This window comes from uncultured Stenotrophomonas sp., from assembly GCF_913778665.1.
GTDB lineage: Bacteria > Pseudomonadota > Gammaproteobacteria > Xanthomonadales > Xanthomonadaceae > Stenotrophomonas.
Window position 1 is genome coordinate 233,135 of sequence record NZ_CAJYVQ010000009.1, and the last position, 25,221, is coordinate 258,355.

General features: G+C 67.6%; 25 protein-coding genes. 14 read left to right on the forward strand and 11 right to left on the reverse strand.

Annotated features, from left to right (window positions below; translation table 11 throughout):
• Nucleotides 1-38: 38 nt before the first annotated feature.
• A complete protein-coding gene (locus QZ853_RS13425) occupies nt 39-1,802 on the forward strand; it encodes a DUF4105 domain-containing protein (protein WP_295574064.1) in 1,764 nt (587 codons plus the stop codon).
• Here the strand turns inward: QZ853_RS13425 and QZ853_RS13430 are convergent.
• Together QZ853_RS13430 and QZ853_RS13435 are read right to left on the reverse strand one after the other, a co-directional pair.
• A complete protein-coding gene (locus tag QZ853_RS13430; RefSeq protein WP_295574066.1) occupies nt 1,780-2,856 on the reverse strand; it encodes an ATP-binding protein in 1,077 nt (358 codons plus the stop codon). The genes QZ853_RS13425 and QZ853_RS13430 overlap by 23 nt on opposite strands.
• The gene (locus QZ853_RS13435; protein ID WP_295574070.1) at nt 2,856-3,572 is read right to left on the reverse strand and encodes a response regulator; all 717 of its coding nucleotides are present in this window, start codon (nt 3,570-3,572) and stop codon (nt 2,856-2,858) included. Before QZ853_RS13435 ends, QZ853_RS13430 begins: the two co-directional genes overlap by 1 nt.
• 129 nt (nt 3,573-3,701) lie before the next feature.
• Here QZ853_RS13435 and QZ853_RS13440 point away from each other — a divergent pair, with 129 nt between their 5' ends.
• The 4 genes from QZ853_RS13440 to QZ853_RS13455 all read left to right on the forward strand — a co-directional run bounded on the left by QZ853_RS13440 (nt 3,702) and on the right by QZ853_RS13455 (nt 9,176).
• Nucleotides 3,702-4,847, forward strand: a complete 1,146-nt coding sequence (locus tag QZ853_RS13440) for an efflux RND transporter periplasmic adaptor subunit (RefSeq protein ID WP_295574073.1) — start codon at nt 3,702-3,704, stop codon at nt 4,845-4,847.
• Nucleotides 4,848-4,883: 36 nt separating this feature from the next.
• The gene (locus tag QZ853_RS13445) at nt 4,884-8,033 is read left to right on the forward strand and encodes a multidrug efflux RND transporter permease subunit (RefSeq protein WP_295574076.1); all 3,150 of its coding nucleotides are present in this window, start codon (nt 4,884-4,886) and stop codon (nt 8,031-8,033) included.
• Nucleotides 8,014-8,406 carry a nuclear transport factor 2 family protein gene (locus tag QZ853_RS13450; RefSeq protein WP_295574079.1) on the forward strand — a complete coding sequence of 131 codons (393 nt, stop codon included), beginning with the start codon at nt 8,014-8,016 and terminating at the stop codon, nt 8,404-8,406. The genes QZ853_RS13445 and QZ853_RS13450 overlap by 20 nt, the downstream gene beginning before the upstream one ends.
• A gap of 83 nt (nt 8,407-8,489) precedes the next feature.
• Nucleotides 8,490-9,176 carry an MliC family protein gene (locus QZ853_RS13455; RefSeq protein WP_295574081.1) on the forward strand — a complete coding sequence of 229 codons (687 nt, stop codon included), beginning with the start codon at nt 8,490-8,492 and terminating at the stop codon, nt 9,174-9,176.
• Between the two features lie 49 nt (nt 9,177-9,225).
• On the opposite strand, the gene QZ853_RS13460 is transcribed toward QZ853_RS13455, so the two are convergent.
• The 6 genes from QZ853_RS13460 to QZ853_RS13485 form a co-directional block, all read right to left on the reverse strand.
• Nucleotides 9,226-9,705, reverse strand: a complete 480-nt coding sequence (locus QZ853_RS13460) for a hypothetical protein (protein WP_295574082.1) — start codon at nt 9,703-9,705, stop codon at nt 9,226-9,228.
• A complete protein-coding gene (gene yeiP, locus QZ853_RS13465) occupies nt 9,695-10,261 on the reverse strand; it encodes an elongation factor P-like protein YeiP (RefSeq protein ID WP_005409468.1) in 567 nt (188 codons plus the stop codon). Before yeiP ends, QZ853_RS13460 begins: the two co-directional genes overlap by 11 nt.
• A gap of 50 nt (nt 10,262-10,311) precedes the next feature.
• The gene (locus tag QZ853_RS13470) at nt 10,312-11,082 is read right to left on the reverse strand and encodes an SDR family oxidoreductase (protein ID WP_295574085.1); all 771 of its coding nucleotides are present in this window, start codon (nt 11,080-11,082) and stop codon (nt 10,312-10,314) included.
• A gap of 100 nt (nt 11,083-11,182) precedes the next feature.
• Nucleotides 11,183-12,079, reverse strand: coding sequence for a hydroxymethylglutaryl-CoA lyase (locus tag QZ853_RS13475; protein ID WP_295574086.1), 897 nt, complete (start codon nt 12,077-12,079; stop codon nt 11,183-11,185).
• Nucleotides 12,076-12,477, reverse strand: coding sequence for a VOC family protein (locus QZ853_RS13480; RefSeq protein WP_295574090.1), 402 nt, complete (start codon nt 12,475-12,477; stop codon nt 12,076-12,078). The genes QZ853_RS13475 and QZ853_RS13480 overlap by 4 nt, the downstream gene beginning before the upstream one ends.
• 2 nt (nt 12,478-12,479) lie before the next feature.
• Nucleotides 12,480-13,268 (reverse strand): enoyl-CoA hydratase/isomerase family protein, encoded by a 789-nt coding sequence (locus QZ853_RS13485; protein WP_295574092.1) that lies wholly within the window; start codon nt 13,266-13,268, stop codon nt 12,480-12,482.
• Nucleotides 13,269-13,387: 119 nt separating this feature from the next.
• Here QZ853_RS13485 and QZ853_RS13490 point away from each other — a divergent pair, with 119 nt between their 5' ends.
• The 3 genes from QZ853_RS13490 to QZ853_RS13500 are packed head-to-tail and all read left to right on the forward strand — an operon-like array spanning nt 13,388 to nt 15,758.
• Nucleotides 13,388-13,642, forward strand: coding sequence for a FeoA family protein (locus QZ853_RS13490; protein ID WP_295574094.1), 255 nt, complete (start codon nt 13,388-13,390; stop codon nt 13,640-13,642).
• Nucleotides 13,639-15,504, forward strand: coding sequence for a ferrous iron transporter B (locus QZ853_RS13495; protein ID WP_295574097.1), 1,866 nt, complete (start codon nt 13,639-13,641; stop codon nt 15,502-15,504). Before QZ853_RS13490 ends, QZ853_RS13495 begins: the two co-directional genes overlap by 4 nt.
• Nucleotides 15,504-15,758, forward strand: coding sequence for a DUF6587 family protein (locus tag QZ853_RS13500; RefSeq protein ID WP_295574100.1), 255 nt, complete (start codon nt 15,504-15,506; stop codon nt 15,756-15,758). The genes QZ853_RS13495 and QZ853_RS13500 overlap by 1 nt, the downstream gene beginning before the upstream one ends.
• Nucleotides 15,759-15,854: 96 nt before the next feature.
• Here QZ853_RS13500 and QZ853_RS13505 read toward each other — a convergent pair whose 3' ends face one another.
• From QZ853_RS13505 to QZ853_RS13515, 3 genes are read right to left on the reverse strand one after another with little or no spacing between them, the layout of a single operon-like run.
• Entirely contained in the window at nt 15,855-16,436 is a 582-nt protein-coding gene (locus tag QZ853_RS13505; RefSeq protein ID WP_295574102.1) for an NAD(P)H-dependent oxidoreductase, read from the reverse strand.
• A 55-nt stretch (nt 16,437-16,491) separates the two neighbouring features.
• Entirely contained in the window at nt 16,492-16,887 is a 396-nt protein-coding gene (locus QZ853_RS13510; protein ID WP_295574105.1) for a MerR family transcriptional regulator, read from the reverse strand.
• Nucleotides 16,888-16,891: 4 nt separating this feature from the next.
• On the reverse strand, nt 16,892-17,653 hold the full coding sequence (locus QZ853_RS13515; protein ID WP_295574107.1) for a 3-oxoacyl-ACP reductase: 762 nt from the start codon (nt 17,651-17,653) through the stop codon (nt 16,892-16,894).
• Nucleotides 17,654-17,742: 89 nt separating this feature from the next.
• Here QZ853_RS13515 and dapB point away from each other — a divergent pair, with 89 nt between their 5' ends.
• The 6 genes from dapB to QZ853_RS13545 all read left to right on the forward strand — a co-directional run bounded on the left by dapB (nt 17,743) and on the right by QZ853_RS13545 (nt 25,157).
• The gene (gene dapB, locus QZ853_RS13520; RefSeq protein ID WP_295574109.1) at nt 17,743-18,462 is read left to right on the forward strand and encodes a 4-hydroxy-tetrahydrodipicolinate reductase; all 720 of its coding nucleotides are present in this window, start codon (nt 17,743-17,745) and stop codon (nt 18,460-18,462) included.
• Between the two features lie 334 nt (nt 18,463-18,796).
• Complete coding sequence (gene carA / locus QZ853_RS13525; RefSeq protein ID WP_295574112.1) at nt 18,797-19,924, forward strand: glutamine-hydrolyzing carbamoyl-phosphate synthase small subunit; 1,128 nt, start codon at nt 18,797-18,799, stop codon at nt 19,922-19,924.
• Between the two features lie 74 nt (nt 19,925-19,998).
• Nucleotides 19,999-20,466 (forward strand): hypothetical protein, encoded by a 468-nt coding sequence (locus tag QZ853_RS13530; protein ID WP_295574115.1) that lies wholly within the window; start codon nt 19,999-20,001, stop codon nt 20,464-20,466.
• A gap of 54 nt (nt 20,467-20,520) precedes the next feature.
• Nucleotides 20,521-23,763 (forward strand): carbamoyl-phosphate synthase large subunit, encoded by a 3,243-nt coding sequence (carB, locus tag QZ853_RS13535; RefSeq protein WP_295574118.1) that lies wholly within the window; start codon nt 20,521-20,523, stop codon nt 23,761-23,763.
• A gap of 8 nt (nt 23,764-23,771) precedes the next feature.
• Nucleotides 23,772-24,236: a transcription elongation factor GreA gene (gene greA, locus QZ853_RS13540; RefSeq protein ID WP_026347191.1), complete on the forward strand. Its 465-nt coding sequence runs from the start codon at nt 23,772-23,774 to the stop codon at nt 24,234-24,236.
• A 3-nt stretch (nt 24,237-24,239) separates the two neighbouring features.
• On the forward strand, nt 24,240-25,157 hold the full coding sequence (locus tag QZ853_RS13545) for a phosphoglycerate mutase (RefSeq protein ID WP_295574121.1): 918 nt from the start codon (nt 24,240-24,242) through the stop codon (nt 25,155-25,157).
• Nucleotides 25,158-25,221 lie beyond the last annotated feature (64 nt).

The following is a 25,221-nucleotide window of genomic DNA, read 5'->3' on the forward strand; positions in this document are numbered from 1 at the left end:
CCAGGCGCAGATGGGTGATTACAGCAGCCACGCATGGCGTGGCTCTACTGCTGACCGCTGACGTCGCGCACGCGGCCGATCGCCTGGAGCTCGATCCGTCCGGTCTCGATCCGTCACAGCAGCGGCTCGCCCGTCAGACCCTGGCCGACGTGCAGGCGCTGTTGCCCGAGGGCCTGTTGCGCGCAGTGCCGGCACAGGTGCAGGTGCGCTGGGCAGATGACCTGCCCGCCGATGTACACGGCCGTGCCTTCGCCGGCCGTATCACCCTGCGTCGCGAGCTGCTGGACGACAGCGTGCCCGGGGCCCGCCGCGCGCGACGCAGCGCACTGGTGCACGAGCTGACCCACGTTGCCGACCGCGGTGGCGCGGACTGGTCGCGCAGTGCGCGCTGGCGCGATCTCGCAGGCTGGCAACGCAAGCCCTGGCATCTGGGCCGTGGCGGCAACGACTTCAGTGACCGTAGTCCCGATGCCTACGAGCTGAAAGACCCGGCCGAGTACCTGGCGGTGAACGCCGAGCATTACGTGCTGGACGCCGAGTTTGCCTGCCGGCGCCCCGCGTTGGCGCAGTGGTACCAGGCGCATTTCGGAGCACCGCCGTCGCTGCCGCAGCCGCAGTGCGCTACCACGCTGCCCTTGCTGCAGGCCGAATCGGAGGAGGGCGCTGCATCGCTGCTGCAGCTTGATCCAGCCCGCGTCTACGCGGTGGACTACCTGTTCGCCGAAGGCAGCGCGCAGCCGATGAGCCGCTGGGGCCACAGCATGCTACGGCTGGTGATCTGTCGGCCCGGCCGCGCGCCGGGCCCGGAATGCCGGCTCGATCTCCAATACCACCGCGTGCTGTCCTTCCGCGCCTTCGTCGGCGACGTGCAGATCTCCAACTGGCGTGGCCTGACCGGCGGCTATCCCTCGCGGCTGTTCGTACTGCCGCTGCAGCAGGTAGTGGACGAGTACACCCAGGTCGAGCTGCGCGGCCTGCAGTCGCTGCCGCTGCGGCTGCAACGCGGCGAGATCGCGAGCCTGCTGGAGCGCACCGCGCAGGTGCACTGGAGCTATGACGGGCGCTACTACTTCGTCAGCAACAATTGCGCGGTGGAAACCGCCAAGCTGCTCCAGGCCGGCGTGCCGCGCCTTGGCGAGGCCGGGCTGGCCCAGCTGAGCCCGCGCGGCGTGAAGCGCCGCCTGGCGCGGTTGCAGGTACTGGATGAGCAGGTCCTGGCTGATCGGGATTCAGCGCAGGCGCAGGGCTACTACTTCGCCTCGGCACGCGACCACTACCAGCAGTTGTTCGATGTGGCGGCTTCGCAGCTGGAACTGCCGGTGCGCGATGTGCGCGGCTGGTTGAAGCTGCCTGCACAACAACGGGCGTCGTGGCTGCTGAAGGGCGACCTGCGCGCCAGTGCTGGCTTGCTGTTGCTGGAACAGGCCGCACAGCGGCGTGCCGAGCTGCGCGCGCGTGACGTGCTCAAGCGGCAGCTGCTGGCTGCACCGGACGGTGCGGAAACCCGCAGCCTGCGCGGCCTGCTGGAGCAGAGTGGGCAGTGGTTGCGGCCGGGGACGCTGCTGCAGAAGGGAGGCTATGGGTTGCCGCTGGGCGACGAGCAGGCGCTGCTGTCCGGGGCAGTGGCCACTGCCAGTGCGCGGGCGGTGCCGGCATGGCAGGCACTGCGTGTCCAGTTGCGGCAGCAGCTGCCAGTGAAGCAGCGCGGGGAAATGGACGCGATCGATGCCAATCTGGCCGCGCTCGGTGCGCATCTGCGCGAGCAGGCCGTGACGCCGTCTACTGGCGCGGAAGCTCGATGACGAAGCGGCTGCCGCCGGCGCTGCCGGGCATGCAGTAGACGCGGCCGCCATGTGCATCGGCAATGGCCTTGACCACCGCCAGGCCGAGTCCGCTGCCACCACCCTGGCGCGAGCGCGAGCCGTCGGCGCGCATGAACGGCGTGAAGATCTCGGCGTGCAGCTCCGGATCGATGCCTGGGCCCTCGTCTTCGATGGCCACCTGCACGTGGCCGTGCGTGTCATGCACGGCAATCCTCACTTTGCCCGGGCTGGCATACCGGCGCGCGTTCTCCAGCAGCGCCAGCAGTGCCTGGCGCAGCCGGGTCGGATCGCAGTGCGCGGTGTGTTCGTCGCGGCTGGTTTCAAGTTCCAGCACGAAGCCGGCGGCGCGGAACTGCGGGTCGACCAGAGTCATCACCGAATGCACCTCGGCCACCACATCGGTGCGTGCGCGGCGCACGTCCATGCGTGCGTTGTCGGCCAGGCTGAGCACGCGCAGGTCCTCGATCAGGCGTGACAGCCCTTCAACCTGCGCGAGCAGGCTGCGGAACTGCGATTCGTCGGGCTGGAACACGCCTTCGGCCAGGCCCTGCAGGCGGCCGCGCAGGATCGTCACCGGCGTCCGCAGCTCATGGGCGATGGCCGCGTGCCACATCGCGCGCTCGCTCTCCATGTGCTGCAAGCGGCGCGCCATCGCATTGAAGTCCTCGACCAGGGTCGCCACCTCGCCCGGTGAATTCTCCTGGACGCTGGCGCGTGCACCCAGGTCACCGCCAGCGAGCGCCCGCACGCTGTCCACCAGCGAATTCAAGGGTGACAGGATGCGATGGGCGAGACGGAACGAGGCGGCGATGGCCAGCGCCAGGCCGGTCAGGATCACTCCGACCATCCACGCCAGCTCCGGCCCGGTCGGCAGCCAGCCTTCGGGTTCTTCGGCGCTGCCCGGGAAAAACTCGACCAGCACCGCATACAGCAGCCAGGACGACAGGATCATCATCACGATGACGCCGATCACCATCAGCGACATCGAGACGATGATGTGGCGGCTGAGCCCGGAGCGGCGCAGGCGGGCCATCAGCGGTCGGCCATCAGCCGGTAGCCGACGCCACGCACGCTGGCCGGCACGTTGACCATGCCCACTTCATCCAGCTTGCGGCGCAGCTTGCTGACGTGGCTGTCGACGGTGCGCTCGAGTGCTTCGCTTTCCGGAAGGCATTCGTGCATCAGCTCGCTGCGGCTGAAGATGCGCGACGGTGCCAGGGCCATGCAATGCAGCAGCTTGAACTCGGTGAGGGTGAGCAGCACCTCATGGCTGTAACCATCGCCTTCCACGTGCACGGCATGGGTGGCCGAGTCGATCAGCAGCGGACCGACGCGCAACGCGCTGGGGGCATCCACACGCGAGGCGCGCAGCGTGCGCCGCAGCACTGCACGCACGCGCGCCGCCACCTCGGCCGGATTGAATGGCTTGACCACGTAGTCGTCGGCGCCCATCCGCAGCGCGGTCAGCTTGTCCAGGTCCTGGTCGAGTGCGGTCAGCATGATCACGGGCGTTTCGCCGCGCTGGCGCAGCTGGGTCAGTACGCTCCAGCCGTCCAGCCGCGGCAGCTGCACATCCAGCAGGACCAGGTCGGGGCGGGCGCTGCGGTGCAGGTCCAGTGCACTGTGCCCATCGGCGGCACGCAGCGTCCGTAGTCCTTCGCGCTCCAGATAGGCGGTGAGAATATCGGCGATCTCAGCCTCATCCTCGACGATCAGGACGAGGGCGGCGAGGGCAGGGGAGGCATGCATGCAGGGGCGGGGCCTTAAGGTGCTTGCCTCCATCGTATCTCCACAGTTCCTCCATCGAAACCCCATCATCACCACGCACACTGCGCGCTTCAGAACCTATCCGCCGCCCGCGCGGCATTGTGCACAGCAATGAGAACCTTCAGGACGCCGGTCGCGTTGATCGCGGCCTTCACCCTGGCCATGACGGCCTGTTCCTCCCCCGAAGCGACCCCGGACGCGGCCCCCCGCGTCAGCGTGGTCACTGTCGGTCCGCAGGTGGTGCAGCGCGACGACGAGCTGCCCGGCCGCGTCGCCGCCGTTCGCACCGCGCAGATCCGTGCGCAGGTCGGCGGCATCGTGCAGCGCCGCCTGTTCGATCAGGGTGCCGAAGTGAGCGCCGGCCAGGCCCTGTTCCAGATCGATCCGGCCGCGTTCCGTGCCGATGTCGATTCAGCGCTGGCGGCCCTGCAGCGCAGTGAGGCTGTGTTGCGCCGCAGCCGCGTGCAGTCGCAGCGCCTGCATGCACTGGCCGCCGCGCAGGCGGTCAGCCACCAGCATCGCGACGATGCCAGTGCCGAGTACGAGCAGGCCCGTGCGGCAGTGAACGAGGCGCGCGCGATCCTGGCACGACGCCAGCTCGACCTGCGCTATGCAACGGTCAGTGCACCGATTGCCGGGCGCATCGACCAGGCGCTGGTGACTGAAGGCGCACTGGTCGGTGTCGCCGACGCCGAACCGATGGCAGTGGTGCAGCAGATCGACCAGGTCTACGTGGACGTGCGGCAGCCGGCAGCACAGCTGGAGTCGCTGCAGCGCAGTGCCGGCGGCGGCGAGCTGCCGGTGACGATCATCGGTGCAGCCGGCAAGCCGCTGTCCGAGCGCGGCAAGCTGCTGTTCTCCGGCATCAATGTCGATGCGCGTACCGGTGACGTGATCCTCCGCATCCTGGTCGAAAACCCGCAACGCCAGCTGTTGCCCGGCATGTACGTCCGCGCGAGAGTGCCGCGCGGTGCGCCCGCAAGCGCACTGACCGTGCCGCAGCAGGCCGTGCTGCGCAGCGCTGGCGGCCAGGCGTACGCCTGGGTGATCGGCGCTGATGGCAAGGCGGTGATCCGCACGCTGGAGGTCGATGGCAGCGTCAATCGCCAGTGGCTGGTGCGTACGGGCCTGAAGGCCGGCGAGAAGGTGGTGGTCGAGGGCCAGGAACGCCTGCAGGAAGGCGCGGTGGTCGACGCACGCGAGTGGCAGTTGCCGGTCGCCAGTGCCGGTGCAGTGCAGGCAGGCAGCAAGGGCTGAGCCTGCTCCGGGCCAGACTCTCCAGGGAAATCCAACATGGCACGTTTCTTCATCGATCGCCCGGTGTTCGCCTGGGTGCTGGCGATCTTCATCATCCTGGCCGGCGTGCTGGCGATCCCGCGCCTGGCGGTGGAGCGCTACCCGGCGGTTGCGCCGCCCAGCGTCAGCATCTACGCCAGCTACCCGGGCGCCAGCCCACAGACGCTGAACGACGCGGTGGTCGGCCTGATCGAGCGCGAGCTGTCCAGCGTCAAGTACCTGCTCTACTTCGAATCGTCGGTGGACACCTCCGGCGAAGCCTCCATCACCGCCACCTTCAAGCCCGGCACCGATCCGGAACTGGCACAGGTGGACGTGCAGAACCGGATCAAAGCGATCGAACCGCGGCTGCCGCGCAGCGTGCGCCAGAACGGCCTGTTCGTGGAGGCCGCCGATTCCGGCTTCCTGATGCTGGTGGGCCTGCGTTCGCCTGACGCCAGCGTCAGTGAAGCGGCGCTGGGCGACTTCATGGCGCGCAACATCATCGAGGAGCTGCGCCGTATCGATGGCGTCGGCCGCGTGCAGCTGTTTGGTGCAGAGCAGGCGATGCGGGTGTGGCTGGACCCGACCCGGTTGACGGGCTACGGCCTGACCATGGGCGACGTGGCGACCGCCATCGAGCAGCAGAACCTGGAGATTTCGCCGGGACGCATTGGTGATTCGCCGGGTGTTCCGGGCCAGCGCATCACCGTGCCGCTCAGCGCCGACGGCCAGTTGTCCACGCCGGAGCAGTTCGCGGCGATCGTACTGCGTGCCGGGGCCAACGGTTCACGGGTGGTGCTGGGGGATGTCGCCCGCGTCGAACTGGGCGCGCAGAGCTATGCCTGGGGCACCCGCGAGGACGGCCATCCGGCCACCGCCGCAGGCGTGCAGCTTCGCCCGGGCGCAAATGCGGTGCGCACGGCGTCGGCGGTCCGTGAGCGCATGGCCGAACTGGCGCCGCTGTTGCCGCGCGGCGTGGAGGCGAGCATCCCGTTCGATACCGCACCCTTCGTGAAGATTTCGATCCAGAAGGTGGTGCAGACGCTGCTGGAGGCGATGCTGCTGGTATTCGCGGTGATGTACCTGTTCCTGCAGAACTGGCGCTACACGCTGATTCCCGCGCTGGTCGCGCCGATCGCGTTGCTGGGTACCTTTGCGGTGATGCTGGCGCTGGGCTTCTCGATCAACGTGCTGACCATGTTCGGCATGGTGCTGGCGATCGGCATCATCGTTGACGATGCCATCGTGGTGGTCGAAGGCGTGGAACGGATCATGGCCGAGGAACGCCTGCCACCCCGCGACGCGACCATCAAGGCGATGCGCGAGCTGACCGGTGCGGTGATCGGCATCACCCTGGTGCTGACCGCGGTCTTCATTCCGATGGCATTCGCCAGCGGTTCGGTGGGTGCGATCTACCGCCAGTTCACCGTGGCGATGGCGGTATCGATCCTGTTCTCTGCGCTGCTGGCATTGAGCCTGACGCCGGCGCTGTGTGCGACCCTGCTGCGCGCCAGCACGCAGGGTCATCATGAGCGTGGTGGCTTGTTCGGCGCCTTCAATCGTCGCTTCGAGAAGATGACCGGGCGCTACCAGCGCGGCGTCTCCCTCGTGCTCCAGCGCAGTGGGCGGGTGATGGGCATGTTTGCCGCGCTGGTGGCGGCCCTGCTGCTGGGCCTGCACTGGTTGCCGGGCGCATTCCTGCCGGAAGAGGACCAGGGTTACTTCATGACCTCGATCCAGCTGCCGGCGGAGGCGACCGCCGAACGCACGCTGGCAGTGGTGGAAGCGTACGAGCGTCACGTGGCCTCACGCCCGGGCATCGGTTCCAACCAGGCGATCCTCGGCTACAGCTTTTCCGGTTCCGGCCCGAGTGCGGCGCTGAGCTACACCATGCTCAAGGATTGGGGTGAGCGCGCCGGAGCCACCGCTGCCGGTGAGGTCGAGGCCGCGCAGAAAGCGATGGCCACGATTGCCGAAGGCGAGGTGATGAGCGTGATGCCGCCGGCGATCGACAGCCTGGGCCGTTCCTCCGGCTTCTCGCTGGCGCTGCAGGCGCGTACCGGGCAGAGCCAGGCCGAACTGCGCGCGGCACTGCAGCAGCTGCTGGAACTGGCCGAGGCCAGCCCGCTGCTGTCGGAGGTGCATGCCGATGGCCTGCCGGCCGGCACCAGCGTGCGGCTGGACATCGACCGGGCCAAGGCCGAATCAATGGGCGTGGGCTTCGAGCACATCAGCAGCACGTTGTCGGCGGCCATGGGTTCGCAGTATGTCAACGACTTCCCCAACAAGGGCCGGTTGCAGCAGGTGATCCTGCAGGCCGATGCGCCGCACCGGATGGAGCTGGAGGACGTGCTGAAGCTTTATGTGCGCAACAGCGAAGGCGGGATGGTGGCACTGTCCGAACTGGTGACGCCGCGCTGGACCGAAGCGCCGCTGCAGCTGCAGCGCTACCTCGGCTTCCCGGCGCTGAACCTGTCCGGCGCACCGGCCTCCGGCGTGTCGACCGGCCAGGCCATGGCGGAGATGGAGCGGTTGGCGCAGAAGCTGCCGTCCGGATTTGCCCTGCAGTGGACCAGCCAGTCGCTGCAGGAGCGAGAGTCTGGCGCGCAGGCGCCGTGGCTGCTGCTGCTGTCGATGCTGGTGGTGTTCCTGGTGCTGGCGGCGCTGTACGAGAGCTGGTCGATTCCGCTGGCGGTGATGCTGGTGGTGCCGTTGGGCCTGCTCGGCGCGGTGGCTGCAGTGCTGTTGCGTGGCATGCCCAACGATGTGTTCTTCAAGGTCGGCATGATCACCGTGATCGGGCTGTCGGCGAAGAACGCGATCCTCATCGTCGAGTTCGCGCGCCAACTGCAGCAGCAGGGTCGCGGCCTGGTCGAAGCGGCACTGGAGGCGGCTCGGCTGCGCCTGCGGCCGATCGTGATGACCTCGCTGGCGTTCGCGCTGGGCGTGGTGCCGTTGATGCTGGCGCAGGGCGCGTCGAGGGAAACCCAGCAGGCGATCGGAACCGGGGTGTTCGGCGGCATGGTCAGTGCGACCGTGCTGGCCGTGTTCTTCGTGCCGGTCTTCTATGTAGTAGTGCAGGGCGCGCGGCAGTGGATCGCGCAATGCCTGCGCAGGCGCCGGCCGATGCCGGAAGGAACCGTGGATGGAACGGACCACCGTTGAAAACCTGCATGAGCAGCAGCTGGCAGTGCTTGAACAGCGTCTGCGGCAGGCACTGCTGGAGGACGACCACGATGCGTTGGCCGCGCTGGTATCGCCGGCCTTGTTCATGATGGACGGGCAGGGTGGGCGCATGCTCGATCTGCCATGGCTGGGCGACTGGCTGGCTGGGAAACTGCAGGTGAGCAGCCTGCAGGCGTGCGCAGTGGAAACGCTGCTGTGCGGGCGTTTGGCATTGCTGTCCAGCGACGTGCGTTTGTCGGTGCTCGGGCAGGGCCAGGAGCGCGAACTGGAACTGCGCCTGCTGCGCGTATGGGCCTGCAGTTCCGGGGACAGTGGCGCACAGCTGCTGTCGATGGCGGTGCTTTCCGCGTGAGCGCGGTCAGGCCTCTTTCAGGCCCCGCTCACTGGCAGGTGGTAGGGTCGATGGTCTCAGTAGTGTCGACAAGGAGTCGAGCCATGCGTGTAGTTCCCAGTCTGTTGGCAGCCTCGCTCGGGTTGGTCCTGGCCGCGTGCCAACCCGCCCAGCCCCCTGTCGCGGGTGGCAGTGACACCGCGGCGCCCACGCCGCCGCCGGGAGCCAGCACCGGCAGCATCACCGCGTACCAGTGCGGTGACCTGAGCGTGCGCGCGACTTTCAACGGCGAGGACGCGGCTACGGTGGTGATCGGCGATCGCACGTTCGCGATGACCTCCGAACGTGCCGCTTCGGGTGCGAAATACGCCGATGGCCAAGGCAACAGCTTCTGGACCAAGGGCAGCGATGACGGCCTGCTCAGCCTGAACGGCGAGGCGGACCGCGAGTGTCACGCGCTGGAAGCCACCGAAGGTGACGGACGTGCCGGCGATGCAGCGTTCCGTGCCACCGGCAACGAGCCGGGCTGGCTGGCGGTCGTCGATGGAGACGCGCCCGGCCTGCAGGTGGAAGTGGATTACGGTGAGCGCCGTTTCGACGTCCCCAGGCCCGCCGCGGGTGCTGACGGCTGGAGCGGCAAGGCGTCCGATGGCACCGACGTCAAGCTCAGCTTCCAGCGCACCACCTGCCAGGACGACATGAGCGGTGAAGCGTTCCAAGCCAAGGCGATGCTGACCGTGGGTACCCGCCAGTACCATGGCTGCGGCAACTTCGGCGCTAAGCAGCCGTAAGCCCTCTGTAGAGCCGAGCGTAAGCTTGGCTCTACATCGACATTGCAGTTCAGCCCTCGCAGGGCTTCAGGTCCAGCTCGAACACCAGGTCGTAGCGACCATTGATGCCGATCAGTGCTTGGCGGATCGCGCAGTCGTCGCGGTGCCGTGCGACCAGGTCGGTGAAGTTCTGCTCGCGGCCCTCGCAGTACTGGGCGCTGGCGTCTTCCAGCTCGCGGCGGCGCTCGTCGTCGTAAGGCTCTTCGCCGGCAAAGTGCTGGCAGGTGTTCTCGCGTGCGAGGAAGGCCTGCACGTCGTCCGGCATTGTGCAGTAGATGCGCACGTCCTCGACGTCATGCACGTCGGCAGGAACCGGGCAGCCTGCCGAGGCGCGGGCCTTGTCCAGCGCGTCATCGCCGGAGGGCAGCGCGGTAGAGGGTTCCGGTTCGGCGGGCGCCCCCGCAGCGTCGGCAGTGCTGTCCGCTGCCTGTGGCGAACACGCCGCAAGCAGGGACAGGCAGACGATCAGCGCAAGGCGCTTAGTCGGCACGGCCGGCGAATTCGCCGGTGGCGGTGTTTACCAGCACGCGCTCGCCGTTGACGATGTACTCCGGCACCATGATCTCGATGCCGGTGTTGAGCTTGGCCGGCTTCGGGCGCTTGGTGGCGGTGCCGCCCTTCAGTTCAGGCGGGGTCTCGATCACTTCCAGCACCACCGAGGCTGGCAGCTGGATTGCCACCGGCTGCTCGTCGATGACCTGCACGTAGATGCCGGTCAGGCCGTCGGTGATGTAGCCGGCGTCGTCACCGATCACGTCCGCGTCCAGGGTGTAGGGGGTGTAGTCCTCGTCATCGAGGAACACGAACGCGTCGCCGTCCTTGTACGAATAGGTGGACTGGCGGCGCAGCAGTTCGACCTCGACCAGGTTGTCGTCGGCATCGAAGCTGGCATCGAGCTTGTTGCCGCCCGGCACGCTGTACATGATGAAGCGGAAGCGGACGTTGCCGCCGCGACCCTGCGGCGAGCTGCGCTCGATGTCGCGGATCTGGTACACGCCGTTGTTGTACTCGACGACGTTGCCCTTCTTGATGTCGTTGGCTTTCATGCTGTTCTAGGTCGGTTGGGGGTGGGCGCCATCCCGGCGCCCGGGGGGAATCACTTCGGAGCGAGGCGGGTAGCGCCGTCCAGGCGGATGGTCTCGCCGTTGAGGTAGGTGTTGCCGAGAATGAAGGCGACCAGGCTGGCGAAGTCTTCCGGTTTGCCCAGGCGCGACGGGAACGGGATCGAGGCAGCCAGCGACTGCTGCACGGCCTCGGGCATGCCGTCGACCATCGGCGTCCAGAACACGCCGGGCGCAATCGTATTGACGCGGATGCCGAAGCGCGACAGTTCGCGCGCCATCGGCAGCGTCATCGAGACCACGCCGCCCTTGCTGGCCGAGTACGCAGCTTGGCCGATCTGGCCTTCATAGGCAGCGATGCTGGCGGTGTTGATGATGACGCCGCGCTCGCCGTCGGTGCCGGTGTCGTTGTGCTGCATGCGGTTGGCCGCGGCCTTGGCGACGTTGAAGCTGCCCACCAGGTTGACCATTACCGTGCCCTGGAAGCCGGCCAGCGGCATCGGGCCTTCTTTGCCCAGCACGCGACCGGCGCCGAGGATGCCGGCACAGTTCACCGCCACGTTCAGGCCGCCGAGGAAATCGTGGGCCTGGTCGATGGCCGCAGTCACTGCCGTCTCGTCGCTGACGTTGACGTTGAAGTAGCGGGCCTTGTCGGCGCCCAGCCCGGCAACGGCGGTAGCGCCCTTGTCGTCGTTGAGGTCGAGCAGGGCTACCTTGCCGCCCTGAGCGACGAGGTGCTGGGCCACGGCCAGGCCGAGGCCGGAGACGCCGCCAGTGATCACGGCACGTACGGAAGACAGCTGCATTGCACGGTCCTGCAGGTTCGAGAACCGCCGATTCTAACGGAAGCCGCGACCGTCGCCGTTGTGCACTGCGCCGCCGTTACGGGGCGACGCAGTGCCAGCATCAACCGGCGGCCGCCAGCGCCTGGCCGGTGCGGCTGCCGGTGGCACGGCCGAGCAGGCCGGCCAGCCAGCGCCCGGTCTCGGCCAGCGCCGCCAGGTCCACGCCGCTGTCCAACCCCAGGCCCTGCAACAGGTAGACCACGTCCTCGCTGGCGACATTGCCGCTGGCGCCCTTGGCGTACGGGCAGCCACCGGCGCCGGACACCGCGCTGTCGACCACGCGCACGCCTTCTTCCAGGCAGCTGGCGATGTTGGCAATGGCCTGGCCGTAGGTATCGTGGAAGTGCACGGCCAGCGACGCCATCGGAATCTCGGCAGCCACTGCCTGCAGCATCGCCCGTGCCTTGCGCGGGGTGCCGACGCCGATGGTGTCGCCCAGCGAGATTTCGTAGCACCCCATCTGGTGCAGGGCGCGCGCCACGCGCACCACGTCGGCCAGCGGCACCTCGCCTTGGTAGGGGCAGCCGAGCACGGTGGAGACATAGCCGCGCACGCGTACGCCATCGGCTGCGGCACGGCGCAGGATCGGCTCGAAGCGGGCGAGCGACTCGTCGATGCCGGCGTTGGTGTTGGTGCGGTTGAACGCTTCGGAGGCCGCGGTGAACACGGCCACTTCCTCGACGCCGACCGCACGGGCACGATCGTAGCCCTGTTCGTTGGGCACCAGCACCGGGTAGTGGATGCCCGGGTGGCGCTGGATGCCGGCGTAGACCTCGGCGGCATCGGCCAGCTGCGGGACCCATTTCGGGCTTACGAAACTGGTTGCCTCGATGCTGCGCAGGCCCGTGGCCGACAGCCGGTTGATCAGTTCGATCTTGTCGGCGGTGGCCACCGGCTGCTTTTCGTTCTGCAGGCCGTCACGCGGGCCGACCTCGACGATGCGGACGTAGTCGCTCATGCGGCTGCCCCATCGGCGGGGCGATGGCAGACCGCCTCGATGTTGTTGCCGTCCGGGTCGAGCACGAAGGCGCCGTAGTAATCCGGGTGGTACCACGGGCGCAGCCCCGGGGCGCCGTTGTCGCGGCCGCCGGCGGCGAGCGCGGCGGCATGGAAGGCATCCACCTGGGCGCGGCTGGCGCAGGCGAAGGCCACATGCACGCCGTGGCTGACGCTGCCGCCATTGCCGAGCCAGAAGGACGGCTTGCCGTCGCTGCCGAAGCCGATGTGGTCGTGGGCGCCGGTCTGCTCGGCGGTCACTTCCATCACCACGCCGATCTGCAACGGCGCAAGCGCCTGTAGGAAAAAGGCCTTGCTGCGTGCCAGGTCGGCGCTGGTCAAACCAAGATGATCGAACATGTTCAGGCTTCCGTGACCCAATGGGGCGCGCGCTTGTCGAGGAAGGCGCCCAGGCCTTCCTGGCCCTCGGCGGACACCCGCAGGCGCGCGATCAGGGCGGCATTATCCCGATCCAGCGCGTCGCGGTCATGGCTGTCGCGGACCTGCCGGACCAGCTGCTTGGCAGTGGACGAGGCGATCGGGCCGGCCTTGTCGAGCAGCGCCAGCTGGCGTTCCAGGGCTTCGTCGAGGCGGTCGGGTTCGACCAGCTGATGGAGCAGGCCGATGCGCAGCGCGGTGTCGGCGTCGAAGTGCTCGCCGGTGGCGAACCAGCGGCGGGCCTGGCGGGGGCCGATGGCCTCGATCACGTAGGGCGAGATCACCGCCGGCAGCAGCCCAAGGCGGCTTTCGGTCAGGCCAAAGCGGGCGGAGGTGCTGGCAATGGCGATGTCGCAGCAGGCGACCAAACCGACGCCGCCACCGAAGGCGGCGCCATGGACCCGGGCCAGGGTCGGCTTGGGCAGTTCGTCCAAGGTGCGCATCAGCCGGGCCAAGGCCAGCGAGTCCTCGCGGTTGTCGGCCTCGCTGGCGGCGGCCATGCCGCGCATCCACTGCATGTCGGCGCCGGCCGAGAAGGAGGCGCCGTGGCCGGCCACCACCACCGCGCGCACCGAATCGTCGTGGCCAGCGGCCTCCAGCGCCGCGGTCAGCCGTGCGATCAGGCTGGCGTCAAAGGCATTGTGGAGCTCCGGCCGGTTCAGCCAGAGGGTGAGGACGGCGCCACGGCGCTCGATCTGCAAGGCTTCGTTCATGGGATTCCAGGATCACTCCATACCTGTATGGATCATAGCGGGCCATTGGTCATGGGCCATGACGCGACGCGGGAATGTTAGAATCGAGAACCATTTACATCCAGCAGAGAACACGCTAGATGACGCTGTCCGAACTGCCGCTGCACGCCTCGGCCGTGGTCGAGTCCGTGCAGGACCTGCATGCCAACGATGCCATCGCCCGTCGCCTGCGCGAGCTGGGCTTTGTGAAGGGCGAGGAAGTGCGCCTGGTGGCCAAGGGCCCGGTCGGCGGTGAGCCGCTGCTGGTGCAGGTCGGGTTCACCCGGTTCGCATTGCGGATCAGCGAAGCCAAGCGCGTCGTGATCGACGTCGCCAGCCAGGAACGACGTGCATGACTGCCACTGCCTCCACCGCCCCCCTGCGCGTCGCGCTGGTCGGTAACCCGAACAGCGGCAAGACCGCACTGTTCAACCAGCTGACCGGCAGCCGGCAGAAGGTCGCCAACTACACCGGCGTCACCGTCGAACGCAAGGAAGGCCGCCTGCGTGCGCCGTCTGGCCGCGAGTTCGCCGTGCTCGATCTGCCGGGCGCCTACAGCCTGCAGCCGGCGAGCCTGGACGAGGCGATCACCCGCGACCTGTGCCGTGGCTTCTACCCGGGCGAGGCCGCGCCGGATGTGCTGCTGTGCGTGATCGATGCCACCAACCTGCGCCTGCACCTGCGCTTCGCGCTGGAACTGCGCGAGCTGGGCAAGCCGATGGTAGTGGCGCTGAACATGGTCGATGCGGCCCAGCGCCGCGGCATCCAGGTGGACGTGGCCGCGCTGGAGCGCGAGCTTGGCGTGCCGGTGGTGGAGACCGTGGCGGTGCGCACGCAGGGCGCCAAGGCGCTGGTCGAGCGGCTGGATGCGATGGTGCCGCACCTGGACGCGCCGGTACCGGGCCCGGAAGGTGGTATCGACTACCACGCCAAGGTGCGCCAGATCCTGTCGGTGGCCGTGCGCATGCCGGCACGCACCGCGAAGATCGATGACGCGCTCGACCGCTGGCTGCTGCACCCGGTGTTCGGCCTGATCAGCCTGGCGGTGGTGATGTTCCTGATCTTCCAGGCGGTGTATGCCTGGGCGACGCCGCTGATGGACGGCATCGAGGCCGGCTTTGCCTGGCTCGGCCAGTTCGTCGGCAGCGTGCTGCCGGAAGGCCCACTGGCCAGCCTGCTCACCGACGGCATCATTGCCGGCGTCGGTGGCGTGGTGGTGTTCCTGCCGCAGATCCTGATCCTGTTTTTCTTCATCCTGGTGCTGGAGGAGTCCGGTTACCTGCCGCGCGCGGCGTTCCTGCTGGACCGCATGATGGCGGCCGCCGGCCTGTCCGGGCGCTCGTTCATCCCGCTGCTGTCCAGCTTTGCCTGCGCGGTTCCGGGCATCATGTCCACGCGCAGCATCCAGGACCCGCGTGACCGCCTGGCCACGATCCTGGTGGCGCCACTGATGACCTGTTCCGCACGCCTGCCGGTGTATGCGCTGCTGATCGGTGCGTTCATCCCGCAGAAGACGGTGTGGGGGGTGTTCAACCAGCAGGGCCTGGTCCTGTTCGGCCTGTATGCGGCCGGCATCCTCAGCGCGCTGGCGATGTCGTGGATCATGAAGAAGTGGCGTCGCGACAAGAGCGAGCACCCGCTGATGCTGGAGCTGCCGTCGTACCGGCTGCCGCACGTGCGCGACCTGGCGGTGGGCCTGTACGAGCGCGGCATGATCTTCCTCAAGCGCGTCGGCGGCATCATCCTGGCGCTGACCATCCTGTTGTGGGTGCTGCTGTCGTTCCCGGCCGCGCCGGTCGGCGCCACCATGCCCGCGATCGATTACAGCTACGCCGGCCAGATCGGCCATGCGATGGCGGTGTTCTTCGCGCCGCTGGGCTTCAACTGGCAGATCTGCATCGCGTTGATCCCTGGCCTGGCCGCGCGCGAGGTGGCGGTGTCTTCGCTGGCCACCGTGTATGCGCTGTCGGCAGCGGATGACGATGCCGCCAGCCAGGCGCTGACCCCGCTGATCAGCGACGGCTGGTCACTGGCCACCGCGCTTTCGCTGCTGGTCTGGTACATCTACGCCCCGATGTGCATCTCGACGCTGGCCACCATCAAGCGCGAGACCAACTCGTGGAAGCAGATGGGCTTCGCCGCGTTCTACCTGTTCGCAGCGGCGTATGTGGCCGCGCTGATCACCTACCAGGTGACCAAGGCGCTGGGAGGCGGCTGATGGATACCGGCCTGCTGATCCAGTACCTGATCATCGCGGTGGCCGTGCTGGTCAGTGCCTGGGTGGTACTGAAGAAGCAGTTCCCCGGCACCGTGCGCAAGCTGCGCGGAGCGCTGGCGCTGGCCCTGCTGAAGCCGGGCCGCGCTGCCTGGCTGCAGGCGCTGGGGCGGAAGGTCGCGCCGCCGGCCATCGGCGGTGCTGGCGCCTGTGGTGGCTGCGACAGCTGCGGGCCAACGCCGCCGAAGCAGCACTGACGCTGCTTTTCCTGCCCCGGTGGGTGCCAACCTTCGTCCTGTGGGTGCGAACCTTGGTTCGCACACCCATGAGATCCATCCGCGCATGGCACGGAGCTAGCCGGCCCGTGAACCCAGCTCCGCCGCCAGCGCGAGCCAGCGGGTACGCTGTGCCGGGGTACTGCTGCGTACCGCGCCCAGCCGGCTGACCCGCACCGGGCGGATGCCGCAGAACTCCAGGATCGTGGCGCGGATCTGGGTAATGCCCGGATCGCGATAGATCCAGCGGTAATACCAGGGCGGCGTATCCAGCGTAGTGATCACTCGTGCACTGCGCCCGGCCAGCAGCCGATCCCACCACACCGAATCGCGCCGGTAGCGGAAGGCGTAGCCCGGCAGCAGCACGCGGTCGAAGAAGCCCTTGAGCAGCGCCGGCATGGCGCCCCACCAGGTAGGGTAGACCAGTACCAGATGATCGCAGGCCTCGATCGCATCGGCGGCGTCCTGCAGGTCGGCCTCCAGCGGCTGGATCTGGCGGTAACCGTGGCGCAGCACCGGGTCGAATTCAAGGTCGCCCAATGCGATCAGGCGCACCCGGTGGCCGGCGTTCTCGGCGGCCGTGGCATAGCGCTGGGCGATCGCGCCGCACAGGCTGTCGCGGTCGGGGTGGCCGAGCAGGATCAGGATGGAACGGGACACGGCAACCTCGGGCAATGGAAAGCACGCGAGGTTGCGGTCTGCCCCAGGGGCAGAGTCAAGCCGGGGTGGTGCAGCCGCTGGGTTCCAGGATGCAGTCGCCGCTGCCGGAGTGCAGCCACTGCTGCAGTTCGTCGCTGACCTGCTGCAGGTCGCGCTCGACCTGCGCCAAGCGCACCCGCTCGCCGGCAATGCGGCTGCGCTGCTGTTCCAGCAAGGCCAGCACCGCTGGCCAGTCGAGCCGTCCATCACGGCCCTGCAGGCGCGAGATCGCGGCCAGGGTGATGCCCAGCCCCAGTGCCTGGCGGATCAGCTGAACCCAGGCCACGTCCTGTTCGCTGTAGTCGCGATAGCGGTTCAGGCGTGGCACCGGCGGCAGCAGTCCACGCGCCTCGTACAGGCGGATCGCCTTGGCGCTGGCACCGGTCAGGCGGCTGACTTCGGAGATGCGCATCGGCTCAGTCCCGCACCAGTCCGCCGTCCACCACCAGGTTCTGGCCGGTCACCGCGCGCGACCACGGGCTGGCGAAGAACAGCGCGGCATCGGCGAACTCGGCCGGGGTGGTGACGCTGCGCAGTGGCGTGTTGGCGGCGATGTAGTCGAACACCGCTTCGGGTGTGGCGGCACTGGCATCGGTGGTGCGCAGCAGTCCGCCGGACAGCATGTTTACCGTGATGCCATGCGGGCCGAGGTCGCCGGCCAGTGTGCGGGTCAGCGACAGCAGTGCGGCCTTGGCGGCGGTGTAGTCGTGGTAGGGCACCACCGGATTCTGGAACAGGTTGGTGCCGATGTTGATCACCCGGCCGAAGCGACGCGCCTGCATGCCAGGCAGGGCAGCCTGCACGGTGTTCAGCGCGCCGCGCACGCTGCCCTCGAACTGCGCCTGGAAGGCCGGCCAGCCGATTTCGGAGGCGCCGACGCGGGCATCGCCGTTGAACGAGAACGCGGCCAGCGCGTTGTTGACCACGGTGGTGACACCTTGGCCGAAGTGGGCCAGTGCCTGTTGCAGCATCGTATCGACCTGGCTGCGGTCGGTGATGTCGGCCGGCAGCGCGATCGCCTGTCCGCCCAGCTCGCTGGCCAGTGCGCGCGCGGCACTCTCGCTGCGATGGTAGTTGACGATGACGCGCGCGCCTTGCCCGGCGAAGGCGCGAGCGATGTGCTGGCCAAGCCCGCGCCCGGCACCGGTGACCAGCACCAGTTGTTCACTGATCTGCATGAGGGGCTGCCATCCATTGCACGAAAGGGCATGCAGCGTAGCAGCGATGGCGCTTGCCGGAGCGGGCGTGCTGCCGCTAGCCTGCAGGCATGAACCAGACTCCCCTGCGATTGCTCATTCACGGCGCCTCCGGGCGCATGGGCCAGGCCCTGCTGCGGTTGGCCGCCGAACATCCCGAAACCCTGCAGATCGTGGCCGCGGTGACCGGCCGTGCGCCGGCCCAGCGCGTGGTCGATGGCGTACCGTTCTTCGCTGCCAGTGAGCTGCCCGGTGCGCCGGCATTCGACGTGGCGATCGACTTCAGCCTGCCGGAGGGTTTCGACCCGATGCTGGCGCTGTGCGTGGAGCGAGGCGCGGGCCTGGTCTCGGGCACGACCGGGATCTCCAGTACGCAGCGCCAGGCGCTGGAGGCGGCGGCGGCGAAGATTCCACTGGTCTGGGCCTCGAATTTCAGCCTGGGCGTGGCGGTGCTGGACGAACTGGTCGAGCGCGCGGCGCAGGCGCTGACCGGCTGGGACTGCGACATTGTCGAATCGCACCACACGCAGAAAAAGGACGCTCCGTCGGGTACCGCGCTGACCCTGGGGGCGGCCGCGCAACGGGGCGGGTCGGAGCCGCATTACGCCAGCCTGCGTGCCGGTGACATCGTGGGCGAGCACCTGGTGCAGTTCACCGGGCTGGGCGAGCGCATCGAGCTGGTGCACCGGGCCACCAACCGCGACATCTTCGCCCGCGGCGCCCTGTTCGCCGCCCGCCAGCTGCAGGGCCGGGCGGCGGGCAGCTACCGGGTGCGGGACCTCCTGCAGTAGGGGGTCTGACGCCTGGGGTCGGATCCCTTTCCAGCGGGAAGGGCTCTGGCCCTATCCAAGGGCGCCTGGGGTCAGAGCCTTTCCCGTGCAGGAATGGATCCAACCCCGTCTCCGGCCCGCATACGCCGCCGGATTGAAATGAACGCGCAATTGCCTGTTCATGAACCGCGATAACCGCTGGCGCGAGCGCCCCGGCAGCGCTACAATTCGCACTCGCCGAATCACGAAAGCCGGACCGGTCCCAGACCGTACGTCCGCGCTTTTTTGCAACCGGATTTCCGTGAAGCGCAGGCGTGACTTCGGCAGCCCCCTCGGTAGCCAAAGTGAGATTCCCGTGACCCAAGCCGCAATCCTCGTCCTCGAAGACGGCACCGTATTCGAGGGCGAATCCGTAGGCGCGCCCGGCCTGTCCGTCGGTGAGGTGGTGTTCAACACCGCCATGACCGGCTATCAGGAAGTGTTGACCGACCCGTCCTACGCCCGGCAGATGGTCACGCTGACCTATCCGCATATCGGCAACACCGGCATGACCGACCAGGACAATGAAGCGTCCAAGGTGTGGTCGGCCGGCCTGATCGTGCGCGATGTTCCGCGCCGCCCCAGCAACTGGCGTAGCCAGGTGTCGCTGCAGGATTGGCTGATCCAGCGAGGCGTGGTCGCCATCGCCGGCATCGACACCCGCAAGCTGACCCGCATCCTGCGCGAGAAGGGCGCGCAGAACGGTGCGCTGATGGCCGGCGACATCGACGTGGAAAAGGCACTGGAAGCCGCCCGCAAGTTCCCGGGGCTGAAGGGCATGGATCTGGCCAGGGTCGTCACTACCGAGAAGACCTACACCTGGACCGAGGGCCAGCTGGACCTGGATGCCAATGCCTTCGTCAGCGTGCCGGCCAAGTACAAGGTCGTGGCCTACGACTTCGGCGTGAAGACCAACATCCTGCGCATGCTGGCCGAGCGCGGCTGCGAAGTGACCGTGGTGCCGGCGCAGACCCCGGCTGCCGAGGTGCTGGCACTGAGGCCGGACGGCGTGTTCCTGTCCAACGGCCCGGGTGACCCGGAACCGTGCGACTACGCCATCGAAGCGATCAAGACCTTCATCGATGTGAAGATCCCGACCTTCGGCATCTGCCTGGGCCACCAGCTGCTGGGCCTGGCCTCGGGCGCCAAGACCATGAAGATGGGCCACGGCCACCACGGCGCCAACCATCCGGTGCAGGACCTGGACAGTGGCCGGGTGATGATCACCTCGCAGAACCACGGCTTCGCGATCGATGAAACGACCCTGCCGGCCACCCTGCGCGTGACCCACCGTTCGCTGTTCGACGGCACCAACCAGGGCGTTGCCCGCACCGACGTGCCGGCGTTCTCGTTCCAGGGCCACCCGGAAGCGTCGCCGGGCCCGACCGACGTCGGCCCGCTGTTCGACCGTTTCGTGGCGCTGATGGACGAGGCCCGGGCCTGATGCGCAACCTTGCTCTGCTGCCGCTGCTGTGTGTCGCCGGGCTTGCTTCAGCGGCGCCGGCGACCGATGCCGCTGTGGCCGAGGTGATGCGGAAGCTGCACAAGGATTCGATCGGGGTCGATCTGGCCGCTGAGCTGGTTGCTGGAGAGCCGGCGCTGAATGCGCTGCCGGAAGAGCGTCGCCAATGCGCACGCGGTGCCATTCATTCGGTGCTGCAGAGCAAGATGCGGCAAGCGGTGATCAGCCAGCTGGGCAACGACGGTGACGCCGTCATCGACGAATGGTCGCGCTTCCTGGACACGCCGTCCGGGAAGGGCTACCAGGCAATGACCGGCGGCCTCGCTGAGGCGGAGGCCGCATCCATCGGCGTGCAGAGCGAGCAGTATCAAACCGGACTCGAGACGTTCATGGCCAGCGCGGCGCATAAGCGCCTGTTGGCCAGTTTCGGTGACGCGGCCCCGTCCAGCGACCTGTTCCAGCAGTTGGCAGATGGGTTGCAGGACCAGTGCCGGATTGCGCTGAAACCCGAAGAGATTTCCTGATCGACAGCGTGCGATCACTCCCCCTTGTCACGCTGTACTGACTTAGAGAAGAAAATGCCCAAGCGCACTGACCTCAAGACCATCCTCATCATCGGTGCTGGCCCGATCGTCATCGGCCAGGCCTGCGAGTTCGACTACTCCGGGGCCCAGGCCTGCAAGGCCCTGCGTGACGAGGGTTACCGCGTGGTGCTGGTCAATTCCAACCCGGCCACGATCATGACCGACCCGGAGATGGCCGACGCCGTCTACATCGAGCCGATCAACTGGCAGACGGTCGAGAAGATCATCGCCAAGGAAAAGCCCGACGCGCTGCTGCCGACCATGGGTGGCCAGACCGCGCTGAACTGCGCGCTGGACCTGGCTGACCACGGCGTGCTGGAGAAGTACAACGTCGAGCTGATCGGCGCCAAGCGCGAAGCGATCCGCATGGCCGAAGACCGCGAGCTGTTCCGCGTAGCCATGGGGGAGATCGGCCTGGAATGCCCGACCGCCGCCGTCGCTCACACCCTGGACGAAGCGCTGGAGATCCAGACCCGCGTCGGCTACCCGACCATCATCCGCCCCAGCTTCACCCTGGGCGGCAGCGGGGGCGGCATCGCCTACAACCGCGAAGAGCTGGTCGAGATCGTCAGCCGCGGCCTGGAACTGTCGCCGACCACCGAAGTGCTGGTGGAAGAGTCGGTGCTCGGCTGGAAGGAATTCGAGATGGAGGTGGTCCGCGATACGGCGGACAACTGCATCATCGTCTGCTCGATCGAGAACCTGGACCCGATGGGCGTGCATACCGGTGACTCGATCACCGTGGCCCCGGCGCAGACCCTGACCGACAAGGAATACCAGCGCCTGCGCGATGCCTCCATCGCCGTGCTGCGCAAGATCGGCGTCGACACCGGTGGCTCGAACGTCCAGTTCGGCATCAACCCGAAGACCGGCCGTGTGGTCGTCATCGAGATGAACCCGCGCGTGTCGCGTTCGTCGGCACTGGCCTCCAAGGCCACCGGCTTCCCGATCGCCAAGGTCGCCGCCAAGCTGGCCGTGGGCTACACCCTGGACGAGCTGAAGAACGAGATCACCGGTGGCCTGACCCCGGCGTCGTTCGAACCGTCCATCGACTACGTCGTCACCAAGATCCCGCGTTTCGCCTTCGAGAAGTTCCCGGCCGCCGATGCGCGCCTGACCACCCAGATGAAGTCGGTGGGCGAGGTGATGGCAATGGGCCGTACCTTCCAGGAGTCGGCGCAGAAGGCCCTGCGCGGCCTGGAAACCGGCAAGGTCGGCTTCGACCCGACCGGCCTGGACCTGGGCAACGAAGACGACCTGCAGACCCTGCGCCGCGAACTGAAGGCACCGGGTCCGGAGCGCCTGTTCTTCGTCGCCGATGCGTTCCGCGCCGGCATGAGCGTGGAAGAGATCTACGCGCTGTCATTCATCGACCACTGGTTCCTGGACCAGATCGAGGAAATCATCGCGGCCGAAGCTGAAGTCGCTGCCGGCGGCATCGACGCGCTGGACGCCGCGCGCCTGCGCAAGCTCAAGCGCGCCGGTTTCTCCGACGCCCGCCTGGCGCAGCTGGCCGGCACCAACGAGGCGGCCATCCGCGCGCTGCGCCGTGCGCACAAGGTGCGCCCGGTCTACAAGCGCGTGGACTCGTGCGCCGGTGAGTTCTCCACCGGAACCGCCTACCTGTACTCGACCTACGAGGACGAGTGCGAGGCCGCGCCGAGCAACCGCGACAAGATCATGATCCTGGGCGGTGGCCCGAACCGCATCGGCCAGGGTATCGAGTTCGACTACTGCTGCGTGCACGCGGCGCTGGCGCTGCGCGAGGATGGTTATGAAACCATCATGGTCAACTGCAACCCGGAAACCGTGTCGACCGACTACGACACCTCCGACCGCCTGTACTTCGAGCCGTTGACCCTGGAAGACGTGCTGGAAATCGTCGAACTGGAACAGCCGAAGGGCGTGATCGTGCAGTACGGCGGCCAGACCCCGTTGAAGCTGGCGCGCGCGCTGGAAGCCAACGGCGTGCCGGTGATCGGTACCAGCCCGGATTCGATCGACCTGGCCGAAGACCGCGAGCGCTTCCAGCAGCTGGTCGACACGCTGGGCCTGAAGCAGCCGCCGAACCGTATCGCCCGCAACGACCAGGAAGCCCTGCTGCTGGCCCGCGAGATCGGCTATCCGCTGGTGGTGCGCCCGAGCTACGTGCTGGGTGGCCGCGCGATGGAAATCGTCTACGGTGAGTCCGACCTGGCCCGCTACGTCCGCGACGCGGTGAAGGTGTCCAACGATTCGCCGGTGCTGCTGGACCGCTTCCTCGACAACGCCGTCGAGTGCGACGTCGACATCATCGCCGACAAGGATGGCAACGTTCTGATCGGCGGCGTGATGGAGCACATCGAAGAAGCCGGCGTGCACTCGGGTGACTCGTCCTGCTCGCTGCCGCCGTACTCGCTGTCGGCCAAGACCCAGGCCGAACTGCGTCGCCAGGTGGTGGAGCTGGCCAAGGCCCTGAACGTGGTCGGGCTGATGAACACCCAGTTCGCGATCCAGACCAATGATGATGGCGATGACACCATCTACCTGCTGGAAGTGAACCCGCGTGCCTCGCGCACCGTGCCGTTCGTCTCCAAGGCCACCGGCATGGCGCTGGCCAAGATCGCCGCGCGCTGCATGGCCGGCAAGACCTTGGCCGAGCAGGGTGCGACCAAGGAAATCGTGCCGGACTACTACTCGGTGAAGGAGGCGATCTTCCCGTTCGCCAAGTTCCAGGGCGTCGATCCGATCCTTGGGCCGGAAATGCGCTCCACCGGTGAAGTGATGGGCGTGGGCCGCACCTTCAACGCCGCGTTCGCGCGTGCGCAGGAGGCCGGTGGCATCAAGGCTCCGCCGGTCGGCAAGGCCTTCGTCTCGGTGCGCGATCCAGACAAGAAGCGCGTGCTGCCGGTCGCCAAGGCCCTGCTGGCGCGTGGCTACACTCTGGTCGCCACCCGTGGCACCGCTGCATGGCTGCAGCAGCACGGCATGGACTGCGAAATCATTAACAAGGTGGTGGAAGGACGTCCGCACATCGTCGATTCGATCAAGAACGGCGAGATCGTCTACATCGTCAACACCACTGAAGGCCGTGCGGCGATCAACGACTCGTTCTCGATCCGTCGTGAAGCGCTGCAGCACCGCGTCACCTACTCGACCACCATTGCCGGCGCCAAGGCGCTGGTGGATTCACTGGAATTCCGCGGCACCGGCCCCGTCTGGTCGCTGCAGGAGCTGCACAAGGAGTTGAATGCATGAGAGCCCCGATCACCATGAAGGGCGCGCAGAAGCTGCGCGACGAACTGGATCACCTGAAGTCGGTAAAGCGCCCGAAGGTCATCGCCGCGATTGCTGAGGCGCGTGAGCATGGCGACCTGAAGGAGAATGCCGAGTACCACGCCGCGCGCGAGGAGCAGGGGTTCATCGAAGGCCGCATCAAGCAGCTGGAAGGCGAGCTGTCGCACGCCGAGATCATCGACGTGAGCAAGCTCAACGCCGGCTCGAAGGTGGTGTTCGGCGCCAGCGTGACCCTGGCCGACGTGGAAACCGACGAAGAGAAGAAGTACCAGATCGTCGGTGACCTGGAAGCGGACATCAAGCTGGGCCTCATCGCCATTTCCTCGCCGGTGGCGCGCGCGATGATCGGCAAGCTGGAAGGCGATTCGATCGTGATCGACGCACCGGCCGGCCAGCGCGAATACGAAATCGTCAGCGTCAGCTACGTGGACTGACGCGTGGCGACGGCGACCCTGCTGTTGCCGGCACGCAGCCGCTTTGCCGCGGCTGCGCTGCCGGACGATGTGGCACGCGCGCTCGGCCGTGCCGCGACGCTGCAGGTCGCGCCGGGCGAACGCGCGCAGCTGACGCGTCATTTCACGGTCGCCACGCCGCATTGGCCGGTGGCTGCGCTGACCCGCCAGCGTGACGTCGGCGACGCCGCTGGCGCCAGCTGGCTGCGCGCCGATCCGGCCTGCATGGTGCCGGACATGCATGGCGCGCGGATGATGGCCTACGGCGAGACGCTGCGGCCGACTCTGGCCGACAGTCTGGCGTTGCTGCCGGTGCTGCAGCCGTTGTTTGCCGAGGCTGGCTTCGTGCTGGATGCGCCTGATCCTTCGCGCTGGTACCTGCGACTGCCGATCGACCTTGCATTGCCGGCGTTCGACAGCCCGGACGAAGTGCTGGGCGATGACCTGTTCTCGCACCTGCCCGAAGGCGAGGGCGGTCGCCGCTGGCGCGCGCTGATGACCGAAGCGCAGGTGCTGCTGCACAACCATTCCTGGAATCAGCAACGTGCCGCGCAGGGCCAGCAGCCGATCAACTCGCTGTGGTTCTGGGGCGGTGGCGTGATGCCGGTATCGGTCAGTACGCCGCACGCGCAGGTGCGCAGCCGCGATGCGCTGCTGCAGGGCCTGGCCCTGGCCGCAGGGGTTGCCGTCGACGGCGAGCAGGCGGTGGATGCCTTGGTCGATCTGCGGCAGCTGCGCTCCCTGCAGCAGCTGGGCAATGATGCGATCCGGCCGTTGCTGGCCGCGCTCAAGCGTGGCGAGCTGCAGCGGTTGGTGCTCGATTTCGAGGATGGCGTGCAGTTCCAGCTTGACCGTGGCCAGCGCTGGCAGTTCTGGAAGAAGCCGCGCCAGCTGCACGATTGAGCGGGGCCTCGATCGAGCGGGGTCGGATCCGTTTTGCATCGGAGAATGGCCCTGACCCCGATGT